Source organism: Chitinophaga sp. (assembly GCF_036566945.1).
In the GTDB taxonomy this organism is placed as follows: domain Bacteria; phylum Bacteroidota; class Bacteroidia; order Chitinophagales; family Chitinophagaceae; genus Chitinophaga.
The window spans coordinates 1-20,559 of record NZ_DATCVJ010000777.1; the positions used below are offsets into that span (position 1 = coordinate 1).

General features: G+C 46.7%; 15 protein-coding genes and 1 tRNA gene. 13 read left to right on the top strand and 3 right to left on the bottom strand.

Going from position 1 to position 20,559, the window contains the following annotated elements; translation table 11 throughout:
• The first annotated feature begins 642 nt into the window (after window positions 1-642).
• Window positions 643-1,692 (top strand): cyclic nucleotide-binding domain-containing protein, encoded by a 1,050-nt coding sequence (locus VIP81_RS23375; RefSeq protein ID WP_331967065.1) that lies wholly within the window; start codon window positions 643-645, stop codon window positions 1,690-1,692.
• 546 nt (window positions 1,693-2,238) lie between these two features.
• Window positions 2,239-3,336, top strand: a complete 1,098-nt coding sequence (locus tag VIP81_RS23380) for a glycosyltransferase family 2 protein (protein ID WP_331967067.1) — start codon at window positions 2,239-2,241, stop codon at window positions 3,334-3,336.
• 67 nt (window positions 3,337-3,403) lie between these two features.
• Here VIP81_RS23380 and VIP81_RS23385 read toward each other — a convergent pair whose 3' ends face one another.
• The gene (locus VIP81_RS23385) at window positions 3,404-3,763 is read right to left on the bottom strand and encodes a DUF1801 domain-containing protein (protein ID WP_331967069.1); all 360 of its coding nucleotides are present in this window, start codon (window positions 3,761-3,763) and stop codon (window positions 3,404-3,406) included.
• Window positions 3,764-3,862: 99 nt separating this feature from the next.
• On the opposite strand from VIP81_RS23385, the gene VIP81_RS23390 reads away from it, so the two are divergent.
• The 4 genes from VIP81_RS23390 to VIP81_RS23405 all read left to right on the top strand — a co-directional run bounded on the left by VIP81_RS23390 (window position 3,863) and on the right by VIP81_RS23405 (window position 8,111).
• Window positions 3,863-4,615: a type 1 glutamine amidotransferase domain-containing protein gene (locus tag VIP81_RS23390; RefSeq protein WP_331967071.1), complete on the top strand. Its 753-nt coding sequence runs from the start codon at window positions 3,863-3,865 to the stop codon at window positions 4,613-4,615.
• A gap of 148 nt (window positions 4,616-4,763) precedes the next feature.
• Window positions 4,764-5,774, top strand: a complete 1,011-nt coding sequence (locus VIP81_RS23395) for an LLM class flavin-dependent oxidoreductase (protein WP_331967073.1) — start codon at window positions 4,764-4,766, stop codon at window positions 5,772-5,774.
• A gap of 76 nt (window positions 5,775-5,850) precedes the next feature.
• On the top strand, window positions 5,851-6,810 hold the full coding sequence (locus tag VIP81_RS23400) for a DUF6515 family protein (RefSeq protein WP_331967075.1): 960 nt from the start codon (window positions 5,851-5,853) through the stop codon (window positions 6,808-6,810).
• Window positions 6,811-7,040: 230 nt separating this feature from the next.
• The gene (locus VIP81_RS23405) at window positions 7,041-8,111 is read left to right on the top strand and encodes a 3-oxoacyl-ACP synthase III family protein (RefSeq protein WP_331967077.1); all 1,071 of its coding nucleotides are present in this window, start codon (window positions 7,041-7,043) and stop codon (window positions 8,109-8,111) included.
• On the opposite strand, the gene VIP81_RS23410 is transcribed toward VIP81_RS23405, so the two are convergent.
• Entirely contained in the window at window positions 8,112-10,091 is a 1,980-nt protein-coding gene (locus VIP81_RS23410) for a lectin-like domain-containing protein (RefSeq protein WP_331967079.1), read from the bottom strand.
• 96 nt (window positions 10,092-10,187) lie between these two features.
• Here VIP81_RS23410 and VIP81_RS23415 point away from each other — a divergent pair, with 96 nt between their 5' ends.
• The 5 genes from VIP81_RS23415 to VIP81_RS23435 are packed head-to-tail and all read left to right on the top strand — an operon-like array spanning window position 10,188 to window position 18,134.
• Window positions 10,188-10,613 carry a hypothetical protein gene (locus VIP81_RS23415; protein WP_331967081.1) on the top strand — a complete coding sequence of 142 codons (426 nt, stop codon included), beginning with the start codon at window positions 10,188-10,190 and terminating at the stop codon, window positions 10,611-10,613.
• 44 nt (window positions 10,614-10,657) lie between these two features.
• Complete coding sequence (locus tag VIP81_RS23420; RefSeq protein ID WP_331967083.1) at window positions 10,658-15,697, top strand: DUF4132 domain-containing protein; 5,040 nt, start codon at window positions 10,658-10,660, stop codon at window positions 15,695-15,697.
• A gap of 29 nt (window positions 15,698-15,726) precedes the next feature.
• Window positions 15,727-16,659 carry a hypothetical protein gene (locus tag VIP81_RS23425; RefSeq protein WP_331967085.1) on the top strand — a complete coding sequence of 311 codons (933 nt, stop codon included), beginning with the start codon at window positions 15,727-15,729 and terminating at the stop codon, window positions 16,657-16,659.
• A gap of 25 nt (window positions 16,660-16,684) precedes the next feature.
• Window positions 16,685-17,431 carry a 23S rRNA pseudouridine(2604) synthase RluF gene (gene rluF / locus VIP81_RS23430; protein ID WP_134643266.1) on the top strand — a complete coding sequence of 249 codons (747 nt, stop codon included), beginning with the start codon at window positions 16,685-16,687 and terminating at the stop codon, window positions 17,429-17,431.
• Window positions 17,412-18,134 (top strand): 4'-phosphopantetheinyl transferase family protein, encoded by a 723-nt coding sequence (locus VIP81_RS23435; protein WP_331967090.1) that lies wholly within the window; start codon window positions 17,412-17,414, stop codon window positions 18,132-18,134. The genes rluF and VIP81_RS23435 overlap by 20 nt, the downstream gene beginning before the upstream one ends.
• On the opposite strand, the gene VIP81_RS23440 is transcribed toward VIP81_RS23435, so the two are convergent.
• Window positions 18,118-18,612, bottom strand: coding sequence for a hypothetical protein (locus VIP81_RS23440; RefSeq protein ID WP_331967092.1), 495 nt, complete (start codon window positions 18,610-18,612; stop codon window positions 18,118-18,120). The genes VIP81_RS23435 and VIP81_RS23440 overlap by 17 nt on opposite strands.
• Window positions 18,613-18,710: 98 nt before the next feature.
• On the opposite strand from VIP81_RS23440, the gene VIP81_RS23445 reads away from it, so the two are divergent.
• Window positions 18,711-18,786 (top strand) — tRNA-Lys (locus VIP81_RS23445).
• 260 nt (window positions 18,787-19,046) lie between these two features.
• Entirely contained in the window at window positions 19,047-20,282 is a 1,236-nt protein-coding gene (locus VIP81_RS23450) for a site-specific integrase (protein ID WP_331967094.1), read from the top strand.
• The last annotated feature ends 277 nt before the right edge of the window (window positions 20,283-20,559 follow it).

The window sequence follows — 20,559 nt, forward strand, 5'->3', positions numbered from 1 at the left end:
GGTAGCAGATGCCTGCTTTTACCGGTTAGGCGTACGCAATGAAGACCGGGGCATTATGTCCGGTTTACATACCGCTACTTTTGATGCCGATGAAAAAGCGCTGGAAACTGGTGCTGGACTCATGTCTTACCTGGCACTCAAAACGTTAGGCAATTAGAAAGGTGTTGTTTACACGCTTAATAACCGGCTGTTTTTTGTTAACAGCCGGTTAACAGTCGCCAATTCCATGCATTCACATGCCAATATCATGCGTTCACGGAATAAGCTGTTGAACTAACGGAGATGAGTATATCTTTGGTTCAGGTTTTTCATAGGATATGGTTAAAATATTAAAGGGGAGGTATTCTTACCACCCCTTTTTTTATGCATAGAACTCCCGGCCCCACAGTATTTCCACGGCATCTCCTTTTGTCTTTTAAGTGTGCATTTTACCACTGCTCTTTTGTTAAGCACCGGTTAACAGCCGTCAATTTCATGCACTCACGGGTTAATATGATGCGTTCACGAAATAAGCGATTCAACTAACGAAGAGGTGTATATCTTTGGTTCAGGTTTTTCATAGGATATGGTTAAAATATTAAAGGGGAGGTATTCTTACCACCCCTTTTTTTATGCATAAATGATTTCCCGTATTTTTGAATCATGCAAAAAATTCTGTTAATAGGAGATCTTCAACAGTTGCAGGAAAATATAGGGGAGTTGTTATTGCTTCACCAGTACGAGGTAGTGCTTGCCCCCAATGGTAAAACAGGCATCACCATGGCAAAGGAGCAGCATCCGGATATGATCCTCTGTGAAATGAATATGAAGGGGATTGATGGGCTGGGGGTACTGGGGAGCATTCGTAAAGATCCTTTGCTGGAAAAGGTACCCGTTATTTTTCTGGCAGATAAATACAATGCCCGTTTGTTCAGGGCAGCGATGAACCAGGGCGCGGACGATTGCCTGATCCGCCCATTCTCCAATAATGATTTATTGCTGACAGTAGAAAACCGCCTGCAACGATACCAGTATCAGACAGCCTTGCCAATGCCCGGTCATTCGCCGGAACAGGACCATGACCTCAAACGAATGATCCGCGAGTTCACAGAAAACCGCAATACCATGCGGCTCGCACCCTATGAAACAATTTATAAGGAAGGAGGAACACCGCGTTACCTGTATTATATCCTGGAAGGCAAAGTGAAAACTGTTAAAACACATGAAGACGGGAAAGACCTGGTCATCGGGCTTTATAAGAAAGGAGATTTTTTTGGGTATGTAGCGATGCTCGAAGAAACGCCCTACAAAGCAACGGCAATTGTGATGGAAGCCGCAGAAATAGTATTGATACCCCGTAAGGATGCCGAAGAAATATTTAATCGTACCCCATATATCATCACCCGTTTTGTAAGAATGCTCGCGCAACATCTTACAGAAAAAGAAGAGCGGTTGGTAGGCATTGCCTATGACACACTACGCAAAAAAGTGGCCAGTGCGTTGGTGCATCTCCGTAATAAATACCAACAACCGGAAGTAGAAAAGTTTGTGATCAATATTTCCCGCGAAGAGTTGGCCACCGTTGCCGGAACCGCCACAGAATCACTGATACGCACGCTGAGTGATTTTAAAAACGAAAAGCTGATTGCTATCCGTAATGGAAGTATTACGTTGCTCGATGCAGGTAAACTCGAAGATATCGCTTTCCGTTAACGCAAAAACCGGTACACTGTTGTATACCGGTATGCAGGCACACCTGCACCAATCCCGTTGCCTTTCTTCTTCACTGGCAGGTAATACCATTTATCTATCAACGAGCGATTTCTCCGTTAGTAAGTACTTTTTTTGTAGTAATTCCCGCCTCCCGGAGGAGGCGGTGCATACTTTATAGGATGCTGGTTAAGCCGTGATTCATTCAGGAATAACGCCATTATTGATGGCTTTTCTGCTAGTGTTTATATTCCTGTTTTTGTGGGTCGCATATCGTCGTTTCAATCTCACTTCACAAAATTACACCGGAGGAGAGAGGTGCGGAATGACAGGCGTCAGGGAGGGGATGATTTTGGTCAGGGGGCGCGATTTTTTGTCTTTGTACAGGATTATACTGATTTGATGATCTTTTTTTAAGCTCATAAAATGGAAAAGGAAAAAATCAGTATAATCCTGTACAAAGACAAACTACGCTTCGTTCAGCAGAAATTAATATATATTTTTTTCGCATTGCGAAAGGAAAAAGAATGTTATTTATCTTCGCGCCCTATGTTGACAACTTCAAACGCCATCGATATTATCATTCCTACTTTCCGGTTGGATGAGCAGTTTTTGTTACCACTGATTCAATTGCCTAAACCCGGTGGCTGGAGGTTTACATACTATGTAGTGGTGGATAATCCAGCTGTGAAGCCAGGTAAGGAAATACTTCGTTTGGCGGAAGAAGGGGCCATACAGTTGTTTATTAACCCGGAAAACTTAGGCGCAGCAGAGAGCCGGAATAAAGGGATTAATGCGGGAAATGGCGACTGGATGCTGTTCCTGGACGATGATATTGTAGCGGATGAGGATTTACTTTTTCAATATGTAAAGGCCATTGAAGCCCACAGAGCGGCGATAGGATTTATTGGGTTGACTGATTTTCCTGCGCCGGTGAATACTTTCACACGGGCATTGACGGCGGCGGGTCTGACCACCATTTTCACGATTGCCAACAGGACAGAGGAATTTGTATGGGGCGTTACTGCCAATATGATGTACAATCGGGCTGCCATGCAGGAGTTACGTTTTTCCACCGTTTTCCCCAAAAATGGTGGTGGAGAAGATGTGGATCTGCCGGCGCAGATTTGTTTGCGTAACAATGCCCGCTTTATTTGCGTAAAAGAAGCGCGTGTCACGCATCCGTGGTGGAATGACGGACAGCCGCATTACAAGCGTTTTGAACGTTATGGAGAAGGCATGGCGTTATTGCTGCCCCGCTTCAAACAGTTTACCTGGTATGCCTTTCCCAATCCCGTAGAAGGCATGTTGCTGGTGCTATTGAGCGCCCCTTTATTTTTTATTTACCTGAGCTGGCAGAAATGGCTGATATTATTATTGGCGGTTCCATTGATTGATATGGTGATCAATTATATCAGGGCCTCTGGTATGGGCTTTAAAGAAATAAAAGCAGGGTATTATATGACACTTCTCAGATGCAGCAATGAGTGGGGGATGTTTAAAACGCTGTTGACACACGGAAAGCTGGATTATTTTATGAAGCGTATTAATATTGATTTTACGCGTCCCCGGCATTTCCGTACTAACCGCTGGCGGATTATTAAACTGGTGATCTATATTGTATTGCTGGCGGCATTGATCTTTTAGAGAAAGCAAATTTATATCTGCGTTTTAATAAAGGGGATATACTTTTTAAGGTAGATAAGATTATAATTTATCTTTTTTGTGCTGCATACCATTTTACCATCTTCTCCAAAATCTCATTAACAGTATCCATAGGGATATCTTCGAGAGGATTGATGAGCAGTATTTTCATACGGGCCCTTTTTTCTACTTGTAACAGGGGATGTGTAATATGTTTACCTTCTACAATGCCCAGGTAAGGTTGTTGTAATTGTTTATGTGTCCAGAGGTAGCAGCACATTTTGCCATCGTAGCAATAAAATGGCATCCGGTATTTCCAGGCTTCTGTGATGTGGGGATTATATTGGAGCAGGTGTGCTCTAAGGGCGAGCAGACAGCCTTTGGCGGGTTCCGCTTTCGATTCAAACCAACCATCGATGTCGCGCAACATAGTTTGTTTTTGCTAATGAAATTACGAAATCCGGGTAGTTAAATATTTTTTTTGGTATCTTTCTTTCTCGCTACGCCCGCGTTATCTAAAAGACCCTACATGAAGAAAGTGCTGGTACCGTTACCCGATTATGGCTTTGATCCCACTGAAGCGGCCATCCCCTGGTTACTGTTAACCACAAAGGGATACGACGTACAGTTTGCCACACCCAGCGGATATAGCGGTATGGCGGATATGCGAATACTGAGAGGGGAGCAGCTGGGCATCTGGAAATGGTTATTGCAGGCCCGGAAAGATGCGGTAGTGGCTTATCACCAGATGTCTAACAGTGATGCGTTTTGTAATCCCTGTAAGTATGAAGATATTCAGGCAGATGATTTTGACGCATTGTTGTTACCTGGCGGTCATGATAAAGGCGTGCGGCCTTACCTGGAATCTGCTGTGTTGCAACAGCAGGTAGCCCGTTTCTTCGCAGAACAAAAGCCGGTAGGTGCTATTTGTCATGGTGTAGTGCTGGCGGCCAGAAGTAGAGCCGCGCAAACAGGACAATCGGTGTTGCATTCCTATAACACTACCGCCTTGTTACAATCACAGGAATTCGCGGCCTATCATCTCACAAAATTATGGCTGAAGGATTATTATCTCACTTATTCCACCACCGTACAACAGGAGGTGACAGCCTGTTTAAGTGATGCCAGGCATTTTATAAAAGGACCCATGCCCATGCTCAAAGATGATGCACATCACCTGAACCGTGGTTTTACGGTGCTGGACCGGCACTACCTGTCGGCCCGATGGCCGGGTGACGCATATCGCTTTTCCACGGAGTTTCTGAAACTGCTGGATGCCTGAGTTGTTCCTGTTCGCCTGTCAATTCGCCACTACCCTTTATACCCCTGCTTTGCTAATACATGGTTGCTTACCTGTAGGTTATCAGCTCCTGCTCATCGGCCGCATTGTTGTAAATTTGCGGGAACGAACCAATATAACCGTCTGAAGTATGAGTAAGCATGGATTAAAAACGCCGCTGTCAGTATTAGACCTGGCGCCGGTATTGGAAGGACAAACGCCCGCAGATGCATTTCGCAACAGTTTGCTGCTGGCACAACAGGTAGAAAAATTAGGATATAAGCGTTTCTGGATGGCAGAGCACCATAACATGGTGAGTGTGGCGAGTTCTGCTACAGCCGTATTGCTGGGCTATATTGCCGGCGGTACCAGTACCATCAGGGTGGGTTCCGGTGGGATCATGTTGCCCAACCATGCACCGCTGGTGGTAGCCGAACAGTTTGGTACCCTGGCTTCACTTTACCCCAACAGGATTGACCTTGGATTGGGCAGGGCGCCGGGTACGGACCAGGTAACCGCCCGTGCATTGCGTCGCGACCGCCTGGCTGCCGGCAGTGAATTCCCCGAACAGGTGCAGGAATTACAACAATATCTCTCTTTTGATAATCATACCGGCCCCGTAAGGGCTATTCCGGGTGAAGGACTGGATATTCCCATCTGGATACTGGGTTCCAGCACGGACAGTGCTTACCTGGCCGCCGCCATGGGATTGCCTTATGCTTTCGCCAGCCATTTCGCCCCCGCACAATTGCATGCTGCCCTCAGTATTTACAGGAAAAATTTTAAGCCATCTGAATTTTTACAGGCACCGTATACCATGGCTTGTGTCAACGTGATTGCTGCTGATACAGATGCTGCCGCCAATCGTTTGGCCACCTCCTTTTACCAGTTGTTCCTCGGTATTATCCGTGGCCGCCTGCGCCGCATGGGACCTCCGATTGACAGCATGGAAGGGGTATGGAACGAATATGAGGCCGCCCATGCACAACAAATGCTGGCCTGCTCCTTTATTGGCAGCTCAGATACCGTACAGCACGGATTACAGCAGTTCCTGAACGACACAAAGGTAGATGAGGTGATGGCCACCGCACATATTTATGATCAGGCAGACCGCCTGCATTCCTATGAATTGTTGCGGAAATTATCTGATAATCTGGTGTAAGAGAATGTTTTCTGAACAATCATAGGTCGCTGTGTGTTAGTGTTTATAGAAGGTTTTAATCTATAAATTCTGACGTATGAATTTTCCCTCTGCAAAGCAATATATTGCTGTACTGATGGTTTTTTCGATGCTGCTTTTGTCGGCATCCCTTTTCGCACAAAGAGGAGGACGGGGAGAGCGCCCCGGCGGTCACCAGGCTGCGCCCTCAAGGTCGGCCAGTCGTCCTGCACAGGCAAGGCCCGCCAGTCGCCCTGCGCAAAAGAAGCAACCGGCCGCTCGTCCTGCGAACCGGCCCGCTAGTCGCCCTGCACAAAATAACAGGCCCGGACAGTCAGCCAGACCTGCCAATAACCGTGTTAATACGGCAAACCGGAATAATGGCCGGAATAACAATATAAACCGGAACAATAATAATAACCGCAATAATAATGTGAACGTTAACCGTAACCGCAATAACAACGTTAACGTTAATCGTAATAATAACATCAATGTAAACCGGAATGTGAATGTACACCGGAATGTAAGGGTGGTGGGGCGTCCGGCCTACAGGGTATATCCGGGTCGTTATAGTTATCGTTACCATCCGTACCATCCTTATGTTGGCTGGGGACCCGTTTGGCATCCGGTTGGATTTGTACTTGCTACGCTGGCCACCACAGCGATCATTGTATCTATTCATGATCAGAAGTATCATTACGACCAGGGCGTGTATTATTCACCTGCGCCTTCCGGTGGCGGCTATACGGTAGTACCGGCTCCAATGGGAGCAGTGGTGACTACCTTGCCTTCAGGATATAAGATGGTGCCTGCCGGCGGTAGTAATTACTATTATTATGGTGGCGCCTTTTATTCAAAATCAGGTTCCTCTTACACGGTAGTAGAGCCTCCTGAAGGGGCCGTGATTACGCAAATACCTTCCGGCGCAACAGAACAGGAACTGGATGGAAAAAAATATGTGGTGTACAATGGCACCTACTATCAGCCGTTTACCAATAGTGATGGTACCAATGCTTATGAAGTAGTGGCTGCGGAATAATATTCCCTTTAAAGAAACACCTGAACAAACATTCAGGCAGATAACCGGTATGGTTATCTGCCTGAAAACAGTGATAAGAACCTCTTGTTATAGTAAAAGAAAAGCTACCTGGATTTGTTCTGGTAGCTTTTTATTGTAGGAGAGCAGTTACCTCCCAAAAGCAAATGTTTGTATCTTTATAAAACGGGGTTGTCAGGTGGCAGCTCAAAAATCAGACTATGATTCAAACAATGCGAACAGTTATAACCGGTACTGGTAGCTTCATTCCTGCGAATAAAAAACTAAATAATGATTTTGTAAATCAGGAATTCTACAGTGACCGACAAGAGCGTATACCTTCAGAAGGGGCGGATATAGTCCGCAAATTTGAAGAGGTAACAGGTATTTCTGAACGCAGGTATGCAGATGTAGATATGAATGCTACGGAGATGGCCGTAGCAGCTGCTATAGCAGCAATTAAAGATGCAGGTGTGGACCCTGAAACGCTGGATCAGATTATCCTGGCGCATAATTTTGGAAATGTTTTAAAAGATACCATACAGTCGGATGCCGTGCCTTCACTGGCATCCAGGGTGAAACAGGCGTTGGGCATCCGCAATCCGGCCTGTATTCCATACGATGTGTTATTTGGTTGCCCCGGTTGGATACAGGGTTTAATTCAGGCAGATGCTTTCTTTAAAGCTGGTCTGGCAAAGAAATGCCTGGTAATAGGCACCGAAACCCTGAGTCGTGTGATTGACCGCTACGACCGTGACAGCATGATTTTCAGTGATGGCGCAGGAGCGGTGATAGTAGAAGCATTGGAAGACGGGAACAATACATCCGGTATTATCAGCGCCAGTGCACAGTCTTACGCCAATGAGGAGTTGAACTATATTTATATGGGCATGTCCTATGCGCCCGATTCGGATAAGCGTATCCGTTATATCAAGATGTTGGGCCGTAAGGTATATGAGTTTGCCCTCAAACGTGTGCCGGAAGCCATGAAAGACTGTCTGGATAAAGGAAATATCCCTATCAGCGAAGTAAAGAAGATCTTCATTCACCAGGCCAATGAGAAAATGGACATTGCCATTATCAAGGCTTTCTATCTATTATATGACATAAAGGATATACCCGCCGATATTATGCCGATGAATATTCATGTACTGGGCAATAGTTCTGTTGCCACGGTGCCCACCTTATACGATATGGTGAGAAAGGGGGACATCCCGAACCAGTCGGTGAAAGCAGGGGATGTGATCCTGTTTGCATCCGTAGGGGCGGGCATGAATATTAATGCCATTTGTTACCGCGTATAGTTATCGTATAAGCGTTACCGTTCCTTTTCTGCTAAAGCGTCTGCCAGTGTAATCTGCTCCCTGCACCATCCAAACATAGGTGCCGGCAGGAGCGGGTTGGCTTTGCCAGTTACCATCCCAACCACCGGGAAGGTCGGCGCTGCGGTATACTTCCTGGCCCCAGCGGTTCCAGACACAGAAGAAATCCAGTTTAGGCACCCCGGCAGCGATGACGCGAAAGATATCATTCCGTCCATCGTTGTTGGGGGTAAAGGCATTGGGTACATAAAACTCCGGGCCTTCATACACCTTCACGTTGAGGTAGTCCTCATCGTGGCATCCTTCCGGTGAGGTGAGGGTGAGGCGATAGGTTTGGTCTTTATGTAAAACCGCGACAGGGTTGGGGATATAAGGATTGGTCAGACCAGTAGCCGGCGACCAGTTGTATTGTAAACGCGGATCGTTCCATTGCGATTGCAGTTGCAGCGGTTGTCCGTTGGCTACAATGGTATCGGCGCCGGCGCGTGCATAAACGGCGGTTACGGTTACCGGAACGTTTGCTACGGGTGACTGACAACCATCCACACTTGTGGCGTATAGGCGTGCAGGATAGTATCCTGTATCTGCATATTGATAAGTGGCATTTTGTTGCAATTGTGTTTCACCATTGCCCAGGTCCCAGTGCCATTGGCGGATAGGAACGTTGGGTGTAGTATTGGTCGCCTGAAAAGCGGTGGTAGTACCGAGACAAACATTTTCACCCGTAGCGCTGACCTGTGGTGTGTTGCTGACCAGTATTGATTTGGTGAGGGTGCTTCCGCAGCCTTGTGCAGAGGTGACGTTGAGTTGTATTTGCCGGGAACCGGGTGTGGTATAGGGAGCAGTTGGCTGGGCACCGGTGGCCGTCGTACCGTCTCCCCAGTCCCATTCCCATTTTTGGAGGGAGCCCACCGTAATGGTAGTGAGATCGTTCATTTGCATTTGCGAACCCAAACAAAGTGGATTGGGTCCGAAGTCGACTACCGGGTACGCCCCCACGATAAAATCGGCTTTCAGGGTATCTGATTCGCAGCCGCTGTTATCTTCAATCACCAGTTTCACCGCATAATGTCCTGCCGCCGGGTATACATGTGAAGGAGGTTGCGGGGCGGTAGAAAAGGTCCCATCTCCCAAATCCCACCACCAGCTGGTGATGGCACCAAAGGAGCTGGAATTGTCTTTAAACTGTATAGGCGTGCCATCGCAGAACACTTGTTGCGGATTAAAATTAAATTCCGGCCGAAGGGCTGCACAAAACTGCTGGACGTTGGAGCTACCGCCGGTAGAACCGGCAAAACCCCAGAAAACATTGGGATCTCCGGCGAAGATATCATTTACCAGGTCTTTATCGAGTGTGAGCCGTAATTCATTATCTACGCTCACTTCCAGGTGTTGTAATGTCGCGTCCCATTTGATGCGGAAGAGATGCCACGCGCAGTCTTCCACGTTATCATTATCCTTCAGCACCGTCACGGGGCCCGCCAGGTTGCCGATGCTGTTATGATCAGACAGACCATTCATTTGTATGGCCAGGTGATCGTAAGGAGGATCGTTTTCATCGAAATTCTGCCAGGTATCTATCAGTACGCCGAGGGAAGGAGCGATGCCTTTAAAGCCCAGCCCCTGCCCGGTGGCGCCGAGATTAGTTCCTTTTGTTTGTAGTATAAATCCGATGCCATCGGCGCCGGTGGCGTCTTTACAGCCGAGATTTACATCAAATACATAGTTGAAAGACTGGTTAAGATTGATTTTATTTTTATTCCAAACGGTGCCGCTGGCGGTTTGCTGATCTGGTGTGAGCACATAGCAGTTGCAGGTACGCTGGGTAGCGGCACCATTGAGTATGTATGGTAACTGCGTTTGACCTGTTAGCCGGGAATGCAGCAATCCGAGCAGACAGTAGATCAGGCATAGTGTTCTTTTTATCATGTCAGGGAGCCAGGCAGCGGGACAGATTGCCATTGACAAGTTACATTCTTACCCATTAAGATCAAAGCATAATTATTGGGATACATTTGTTTTTGCCTTAGTTTTGCCGCGACCCAAAGTGACGTTGAAATGCAAATAACAATCCGTGTAAAACAACCCGGCAGGAAACATGCAATAATAGACCGGCAATTGCTGGAAGTGGAAGACCTATCCGACCAACCTTCTCTCCGGGAATTGCTGGTGGCGGTAGTAAAACAGCAGGTGACTGCCTATAACAATAAACCACTGGAAAAAAATCTGTTGCCCTTCCTTTCTGCGGAGCAGATAGAAAAGGGTGTTGCCAACGGAAAAGCAGGATTTGGCAGCATTTATAATGAAAACAGGGCCGACCCTCAGAAGGCGGAGGATACTGCATTACAGGCATTTGAAGACGGCCTGTTTGCCGTATTTGCCGGAGACGAAGAAATCAAGAAATTAACCGATAAATTTTCGTTGAATAGCGATACAGTTGTTACTTTTGTAAGGTTAACCTTTCTCGCCGGAAGCATCTGGTAAAGAAGCATTATTTTAACCCGTTACCCACAGCAAAGACCTTTATTATGGACGCAAAGCAATTCCTGGCCACCCGGGAAATCCCTGATTATTTGAAAAAAATGACCGCAGAACTGGACAGCATCTGTTCCGGAAAAGCCACTCACCCGTTGTTAACCAAAGACATGGCAGCACTGGCATTGCTGTTTATTCATGAATCGCCGGATGAAAACCGTAATGACGGTGATTATGGTTACCGCAGACAGCTAACTTACAAGAGTACGCGATATGATCGCATCGCCGCCCTGTTGCCCGCCGGTGAATGGAGTGACCCCGCTGCCTGGAATTTACTGCTGTATATTTTCGGTGAAGACAAAGCGCCTTATATAAAACATGCCTGGGAGCGCATCCCTTTTCAGATGTACCAGAGTGGCTCTTATCGCAGGTCGTTTACCGCGCCGCACGACCGGGAAGTGTATTTTGTAAACCAGCTGAACTTCATGGTACTGGCGATGCCACAGGCTTACCAGGTGACATACGAGGGCGGTATGAAAGTGAGTAGTTTTGATTTGAGTATAACTGAACAGGTGCGATATGATCAGACATTTCAGAGCAGTAACCTGTTCCGGATCTGGTCTGCCGCCATCGATATGGGCCATACGGAAGTATTGTCGCTGATGGAAGATATCATTTTCAATAAAGATGAGATCGGGAAAGTAACACGTTCCATCATTAAAGCATTGCTGAACAGTGACAAGGAATCTGCGTGGGCATTGGTGGAAAAGCTGCTGCTGGCGGCACAGCGACAGGAAGGCTTGCGGCAAACTATCCTGGAAGCGTTGGATGAAACCTCCGTTGGTGCGCTGAAATATATGACGAAAGTGCTGCTGGATAACAAGATGACGCGCTTTTCATCAGTAGTACGCGCCCTGGATGTATGGACAGGCCTGGGCTGGGACGCAGAGAAGGAAAGCACCGTGAATTTATTTCTCACAAAAGCACAGGAATATTTACAAACACCGAGTCTGATTCCGGATGCCATGAAAAGCGCCAACAACATGGACGTATACATGGGATTGTGGAGTATGGGCGTGTATGATATCGCCACTACCCGGCCTTTGCTGATCACGCTTTTTGATGAAGGGAATGTAGAAAAACGTTGTCTTGCACTGAAGTTTGCAGCAGAAACAAAATATTACAACATAGACATGCCCCTGTTTTACAGGGCGCTGGAAGATAAAGAAGAAGCTGTGCTGGGACTGGCATTGGCGGGTATTAACGCGCGGCTTTATAATCATACGGGTGTTCATTATGATACCCATTTCCCGGAGTTGTTTGATCGTTTACATGCGGTGGTAGCGCGCACAGGTAAAAAAGAGTTATTGTTTAGTGGGAAAGTGTTTTCCTGGATGAACATAAAATTTGACCGCAATGATGCGCTGCAGGCCATGGCCCGCCTGGTGTTGGGGCGGCAGGACCGGCTGGATATCATGCTGTCGTATTACGACGATATGAATATTTCTTTGCGGGAGGAGTTGTCCAGACTGGTGTTTCCGGAACATGCGGCATGGGGATGGAATGAAGATACAATTGTTCCGCCGTTGACGGATCTGCAACGGAATTTTGCTATGCGGATGTTGAAGGATAGGGGAGAATATGTAGTAGACGTGGCTTTCCGGGCATTGAGCAAAGAGCAGTTCGATCCTGCTGAGATGAAAGTATTTACAGAATTGCTGAAGCGTAAGAGTGCCGGCAGCAGAAGTAAAGCGATTGCATTGATCTTACGTCAGATGGATGCCGTGATTGCACGGGTAAATACGGAATTGTTACAGGGAGATGCAGAACAGCGGTTAGCTGGTCTGGACGTGGCTTTACAGCTGAAAAAAAGCAAGCGGTTAACGGAAGACGTTAATAACTGGCAGGCATCTTTCAAAGAGCGAAAAAATATTTCTCCGAAAGAGGAAATATTATTATCACAATTATTAGCAGATCAGGAAGGTATTTCTTTTACTGCTGAAAACGGATATGGGTTATATGATCCGGCGTTGATATCACCGGTGGTAGCGCCGATGGTGAAGGAAGACGACTATTATGGACAATGTTTGCGTGAAGGGGAATATGGTTTTACCAAATCCATCGCGGAGATACGGGCGGCATTGAAAAACCTGTTGTTGTTGCGGGAGCAGCATGGTGACTACGAGTATGAAATAGAACTGTATGATAACAGTCGCTCGAAAGTACTACTGGCAAATACTTTTAGTAAAAATAAGCCATATGCTTTTGTATTTGATACCAAAGCGGCGGAGTATGCCGCTTATCCTTTGCCGGATGTATGGGAAAAATGGTACCAGGACAGCGGATGGCAGCCAAGGGATCTTTACCTGCTGAATTCCCTGATGCTGGAAAAGCAGGAGTTAACGCATGACTGGCCGTCTTTGACGGCGCCTTATTATCCTCCTTATGAAGCAATAATACCGGAGGAAATGCGGGCTGCGCATTCCTACAGATGGTCGAATCCTGTGTTACAGGTATTGCAGGCGCTGGTGTTGATTCATCCTTTTGAAGAACGCAATATTTTCCTCATAGGGGCTGCCACCCGGCTTTTTGCGTCGTTAACACCGGAAGTATTGGCGTACCAGTCGGATGGTAAATCTTATCCGTATACCCGTGGGGGGTGGCAAAGTATCCAGGCATTTAACAGGTTGCTGGACTACATTAACACCGACAGGTTGATGAAAGACGAAGTGAATACTGCCTGGCAATTGTACCACTGGCGGCAGTTTAACGGTCTGGCGGAAAGTGTTTCATTAAGTTTGCCGCCGTTGTCTGTTTTCTGTTATGCTTACCAGGCGGGCCTGATCAGTGAAAGTGAAATGTATCGCGGTCTTATCTGTGCAGAAAATATCCGTGTATTATCTGCTGTGAAGCGGCATAAAGATGCATTTGATTACTTCAAACAATTCCCTTTCCTGCAGCCCATGTTTATCCGGATGCGGGAGCATTTCCTGGACATAGAGTTAAAGCGGGGAGACACTGCCACCGCAGTGACGCAGCTGGTGCAACAGATAAAGGTTATCTATGGTGTGCATCGTTTTGCGGAGATATTAAAGGCGTTAGGAAAAACGACGCTGCACCGAGGATACATTTATTCCGGTGGCAATAGTGTTTATAGTAAACAACAGCAACTCAGTACGTTGCTGAAGAATTGTTATCCGCTGCCGGAAGATACGCAGGCCGTATTTAATGCCGCTATGAAGCAAATGAATGCCGGTGAAACACAGTTGATAGAAGCGGCGGTATATGCGCCGCAATGGCAGCCATTTGTGAGTCAGTATCTCAACTGGAAAGGGCTGGACTCCGCCATCTGGTGGATGCATGCACATACTAAATCGTCCGGTGCCGCCGAGCAGAATGCAGAAGCAGAAAGTGAAATTGCGCGTTATTCGGCCGTTGACCTGGCGGATTTTAAGTTAGGTGCCGTAGATAAAGAATGGTTCCTGCAAGCGTATAAGCAAATAGGCAAAGAGCGCTGGCAGATAGTATATGATGCGGCGAAATATATCAGTGATGGTAACGAACACCGGAGAGCGCGTTTATACGCTGACGTTATTATTGGTGATTTGAAGATAAAAGAGGTGACGCAGAAGATCAAAGAGAAACGTGACCAGGATTATCTTCGGATGTATGGACTGATTCCATTGAGTAAGTCCAATGCGGCGAAAGATATGCTGGGGCGTTATGAATACCTGCAACTCTTTAAAAAAGAGAGCCGGCAGTTTGGTGCGCAGAAGCAAAGCAGTGAAGCGTTGGCCATCCGGATAGCGATGGAAAACCTGGCCCGTAATGCGGGTTATGCCGATCCGCTTCGTTTAGCCTGGGCGATGGAAACAAAGCAGGTGCAAAATATTTTATCGGGAGAAACGCAGGTGCAATACGATGATGTGACCATAGGGCTGGTGATCGATGAAGCCGGCATCGCTGACGTGGTGGCCTTTAAGGGCGATAAAGCATTGAAAGCTGTACCGCCGAAGTATAAAAAAGATAAAAAAGTAGAAGAATTACATGATTACCGGAAGATATTGAGGGAACAGTTCAGCCGATCTAAAAAATCGCTGGAAGATGCCATGGTACGCGGTGACGCCTTTCTGGCTGCCGAGTTGGGAAATCTTTTTGGGCATCCGGTAATTGCGCGGCACCTGGAAAAGCTGATTTATGTAGCCGGAGAGAAGCATGGTTTTTATCAGGCAGGTGGGTTGCATGCTCCCAATGGTACTACGTTTGAGCTGGCAGCCACAGATGTTATCCGTATTGCGCATTGTTCAGATTTGTATACAGCGGGTGTGTGGAGTGATTATCAGCGGTATGCATTTGAAAAGCAGTTGCAGCAGCCTTTTAAACAAATATTCCGTGAACTGTATGTGCCATTGGCGGATGAACTGGCAGAGAAATCAGTGTCGCGCCGTTATGCCGGTCATCAGGTGCAACCCAGTCAGACCGTAGCTTTGCTGAAGAACAGGCATTGGAAAGTTGATTATGAAGAAGGTTTACAGAAGGTATTCCACAAAGAAGGTTTTGTGGCCAAAATATATGCGATGGCCGATTGGTTTTCGCCGGCAGAAGTAGAATCGCCTACCCTGGAAACCCTCATTTTTCATGACCTGAAAACGGGTAAGCCGGTGGCGTTTGAGCAGATTTCGCCGCTGATTTTCAGTGAAGTGATGCGGGATATAGACCTGGTAGTGAGTGTAGCGCATGTAGGCGGTGTAGATCCGGAAGCGAGTCATAGTTCCATTGAAATGCGGAGTGTATTGCTGAAAGAAACGCTGCGTTTATTCAAAGTAAACAATGTAACGGTGAGTGGCAACCACGCCCGTATCAAGGGCCAACACGGCGATTATAGTGTGCACCTGGGAAGTGCCGTGGCGCATCAGTTGCCTGGAAAGTACCTGTCTGTTTTACCGGTGCATTCCCAGCACAGAGGCCGTATATTTTTACCGTTTATAGATGATGATCCAAAATCTGCGGAGCTGATTGCTAAAGTACTGTTGCTGGCAAAGGACCATGAAATCCAGGACCCTACCATATTACAGCAGCTAAGTATGAACTAACGCGGTATTCATCTCCCGAAAAAAAACAAATGAACGTAATTACAGACAATAAAGGCCGGCAGTTATTTCTTTCCCGGGATGACGAAGAGAATGTGGCGCCGTTGGTGTATCACATCGATGAAAAACGGCTGCAGGCATGGCAACAGTATCCGGGTTACCAGGTAATTGCCTGGCATGCCGGGACAGGCTTGCTGGTACTTAATTCGGCCTGGATTCAGGGCGGGCGTAAACTGGTGACTAACCTGATTGTGATGCGGGTGGCCACGCAGGAAGTGGTGTATAGTACCAACCGGCATATGTATTATAATGCCGTTTTCAATGCCGGTGGCAGTCACCTGCTGCTGGAAGCCTATAACCAGAAGCTGGCCTGGGTGGACCTTTCCACGGGGGAAATAGTAGCTGAATTAAAGCCGGAGGTGCGACTATATAATGGCACTTTCAATCCGCATCAGAACCTGTTTTATTTCCCGCTGGAAAATAAAAAATCCTGGCTGCAGGTCGATGGCGCTACGTTTGCCGGCACCCTGATAAAAACACCTTATCCGCACCGGGCGCATAAAGTAACGTATGTGGAAGCACTGCAACGGTACCTGTTGCTGACAGAAGGAAATATCCTTATTTGTTGTGACGGGGAGCTGAAGATCCTCTGGCAGCGCAACTTTTCTGAGATGGGGGATGATACAGGCGTGGTGTTTGGCAGTGATATCCTGGTAACAGAAGACCAGGAGCGGATTTGTATCAGTGCCAGCGCTACTGAATCGAACCGCTGGGGAGCGGACTTTGTGCTGGACATGAACACCGGCGAGCCCCGTCACATCATCCAGGGATACCATATGCGGGGCCGGATAGCGGGTAGCTATTTTGGGCGGCAGGTATTGTTACATCCTATGAAATTGATGGATCTGGACACCGGCGAAGTAGAAGCCTGGACCTTACCTGAGTTTTTGCCCGGTTTTAAGTAATTTGCAGTCGATTTCAAAGGTAATTATGGATATAAGCGTTAACAAATACATCAGTGAAACCGGTTTTTGCAGCCGTAGAGAAGCTGATAAATATATTGAACAGGGTAGGGTAACGATCAACGATAACATCGCTTCCAAAGGTAACCGTGTAAAAGACGGCGACGTGGTAGAAGTAGACGGAGAGCCGTTGAAGAAGAAAAAAACTACCGTATATATTGCGCTGAACAAGCCCAAAGGCATTACCTGTACCACCGATCTGAAGGATAAAACGAACATTATTGACTACGTTAATTTCTCCAGCCGGATTTTCCCGATTGGCCGTTTGGACAAGCGTTCCGAAGGACTGATCTTTTTAACGAACGACGGTGATATCGTTAATAAAATTCTCCGGGCAGGTAATCAGCATGAGAAAGAATACATCGTTACCGTTGATAAGCCGATTGACCTGGAGTTTGTGAAAGCGATGCGTAACGGTGTCCGTATCCTGGGTGTGATGACGCAGAAATGTTTTGTGCAACAGGAAGGGGCCAGTCGTTTTCGTATCATCCTGACGCAGGGCCTCAACCGGCAGATCCGCCGGATGTGTGAAGCGCTGGGCTACGAAGTGGTAGCCTTGAAGCGTACCCGTATCATGAACATGACAACAAAAGATCTGGCCACCGGCTCCTGGCGGTATTTTACAAAAGAAGAAGTGAATAGTTTGAATACCCTGGTCGCTAACAGCAGTAAAACAGAAAAAGGAGACAACAACCATGACGGAATGGACGAATAGTCATCATCTTTCATTAACAGTTACGCGGGAAGGACTTACTTTCCCGGTATCAATGGGGGTGTCCTCCTTGTCGCTATCTGCCTTGCAGCTTGAAATACATCGCTTTTTACATCCTGAAGAACGTACTGCTTTAACGGGTATCGCCCAACATGATTATTTATTAGGCCGCCATGCTGCAAAGCTGGCGGCTTTTAATTTTACGGGGGTGGCGCCTGCCGGCATCCGTATCCGTCCCGGCGTATTTGGTCAGCCGGTGCTGACCTGTCCTGGTCATAGCAATGTGCAGGTAAGCATTGCCCATAGTGGCGGCAGCGCGATGGCCGTAGTATTCCCCGAATCGCATCCGATGGCGGTAGACATAGAAGTATTAGATGCAGATCGTTTTTTACCGCCTTTATCGCCCGCAGAATCGCTTTTAATAGCATCGTTGCCCCATACTCCCGAAGAACAGCAGTTTTTGCTCTGGACAGCCCGGGAAGCCCTTTCAAAAGTATTGCGCACCGGCTTCACTACCGACCTGGAATTATTCAACGTAAAATCTGTTGCGGTCAACGGAGATTTTGTGATCTCTACCTTCGTTCATTTCCTGCAATACAAGGCCGTTAGCTGGATAGCCGGCAATATGGCCTGCTCCCTTGTACTACCCGAAAGAAGCCAGGTAGACATCGCGGCGCTGCAAACGCTGACTAGTCGAGTGTCTTAGTATACAGAAAAGTCGAATCTTTTCGATTATACGTAAAAATAAATTGACCATTTACATCAGATCCTGAGGCGATTGTTCTGCCACCTTTCCCCGGCTCATTATACACCGGCTTATGTACGAATGCCACCACAAATGAGTCGATGTATACATAGTGCAGCCGTAGCTTCGTAAACCCGATCTCCTCCATATCCCTGAAGGCATTTCTGCTTTTGTCGTTCATATTTTGCAGGTTCCACAGATCCTGCGGAAAGTGATGGAACGTGCGGTGGTAGTCTTTTACAGACTCCATAAAAGTAATTGTAGGCTGAATGGCGGCCTTTTTTTTCTTTGCTTTCCAGGGGATCTGATATCCAGGCTCCGTATACTCTTGTGTTTTGAGTTGACCATCGGCACCGCGGGAAAAACGGGTATAAGATTTCGTTGGCTGGCAGGCATATATTAGCGATGCTACAGCTAATAACAGGGAGTACTTTTTCATATAGGTATGAAAGTTAATTTTATTTTTTCTGAAGAAAAATTTGGTAGTTAAGGGATAATTCCTATTTTTGCATCCCCTTAACAATGAGGGTGGTAGCGGATTCCCTAGCTCAGTTGGTAGAGCAATACACTTTTAATGTATGGGTCTTGGGTTCGAGTCCCAAGGGGATCACCATCAGGAGTAAAACTAGATACTCTTACGTAATTAAAACCTTGTAGAAGCTGATTCTACAAGGTTTTTTTGTTTTTAGTGGTAAAGTTGTGAAAAGATAAGTAAGGGTAGAAAAGTGAGCGTTGCGGTTAGCAATAGATTTATTAAATTGTGCTAACCGACATATACCCCAAATGCTGCACCGTGTTGCGTTTGACCAATGTTAAGTGATGTCAGGATAAGTGAAGTTGAAACAATTTTGGTTAACTTAAAACAAGTGTTGTATGACCAGTTTTTCTGTTCTTTTCTGGCTTAATAAAAGCCGCTCTAAAAACAACAAGCCCGCTATTTATCTACGTCTCAGTGTAGACGGCAAACGTGCAGAACTTTCCACGTACCAGTATGTAACCCCTTCTCTATGGAACGCTGCTACTCAATCTGTAAAAGGAAATTCCGAGGAAGCGCAGGCGATTAATCGACAGTTGGTGACCCTGAAAGCCAATCTACACAAACATTACAGCCATTTAGTTACATCGGGTGAACCGGTAACGGCTTGCTCTGTTAAAAATTCTTTCGCTGGAATTACGGAACACTCGCGAACATTATGCGAAGTGATAGACTTCCATAACCGCCGGTTTGCAGAGAAAGTAAAAGCCGGAATGAAGTCTGGGCGTACGCTGAAACGCTTTGAGATTACTAAAGAGAAGGTGGTGGCCTTTCTCAAAGCGCATTTTCATGTTTCAGATAAGCCGCTTTCTGAAATTCGTTTTTCTTTTGCCCCGGATTTTGAACATTTTCTTACGACCGTGCAGGGGATGGGTAGTAACACTGCCATGAAGTACGTGAAGATTTTAAAACAAATGCTCAAATTAGCTGTAGATCAGGGTTGGCTAGTCGTTAGTCCATTGAGTGGGTTTAAATGCAGTTACGAAGAACCGCAGCGGGAACGGCTTACAATGGATGAAATTATGTCCTTGTATAATAAAGAGCTGATTCCACGATTGGCGGAGGTGAGAGATATTTATTTGTTCTGCTGCTTTACGGGCTATGCTTACACAGATGTACTTCACCTTACGCCTGATAACCTCGTCATTGGTATTGACGGCGAAAGATGGATTATGAAGGATAGAATGAAAACTCACACAGCGGAACGTGTGCCGCTTTTGCCGATTCCATTGGAGATAATAGACCGGTACAAAGAAAGCCTGTATTGCAAGGCATATGGCCGTTTGCTGCCGGTTAATAGTAACCAGCGGTATAATGCCTATCTGCAAGAAATAGCCATCGTATGTGGCATTAAAAAGCATTTAACCACGCATACCGCGCGGCATACTTTTGCTACTACGGTGACGCTTGAAAATGACGTGCCGATTGAAACGGTGAGCCAGATGCTAGGACATAAATGTATCCGTACAACGCAGATTTATGCGAAGATCACGCAGCAGAAGGTTAGTAACAATATGCGGGCCTTGCGGGATCGGTTGTCTGCTCCTAGAGCAGGATTGCAGCGGACCGTTTAACCTGGGGTCGCTGCCGCGGGCTGGTGCCTTATGAACAGATGTTTTTTGCAACGGTGGTTCTCTATTGGGCCGCATCGGAAAAAACATCTGTTCATAAGGCACTTGTGTCTTGTGGATGCTTGTTTTTTATTTTCACCGGCAAATTTGGCAATAACTTGTGTCGGCCTTTATTCTTGATTGTAATTGGTCATTTCTCTATGTTCTTTATCAAGCTTTATAATTAAATCGAAGAAACTTTCGGATACATTTTGTATTTCTAAAGGCCTGTCATGATCCC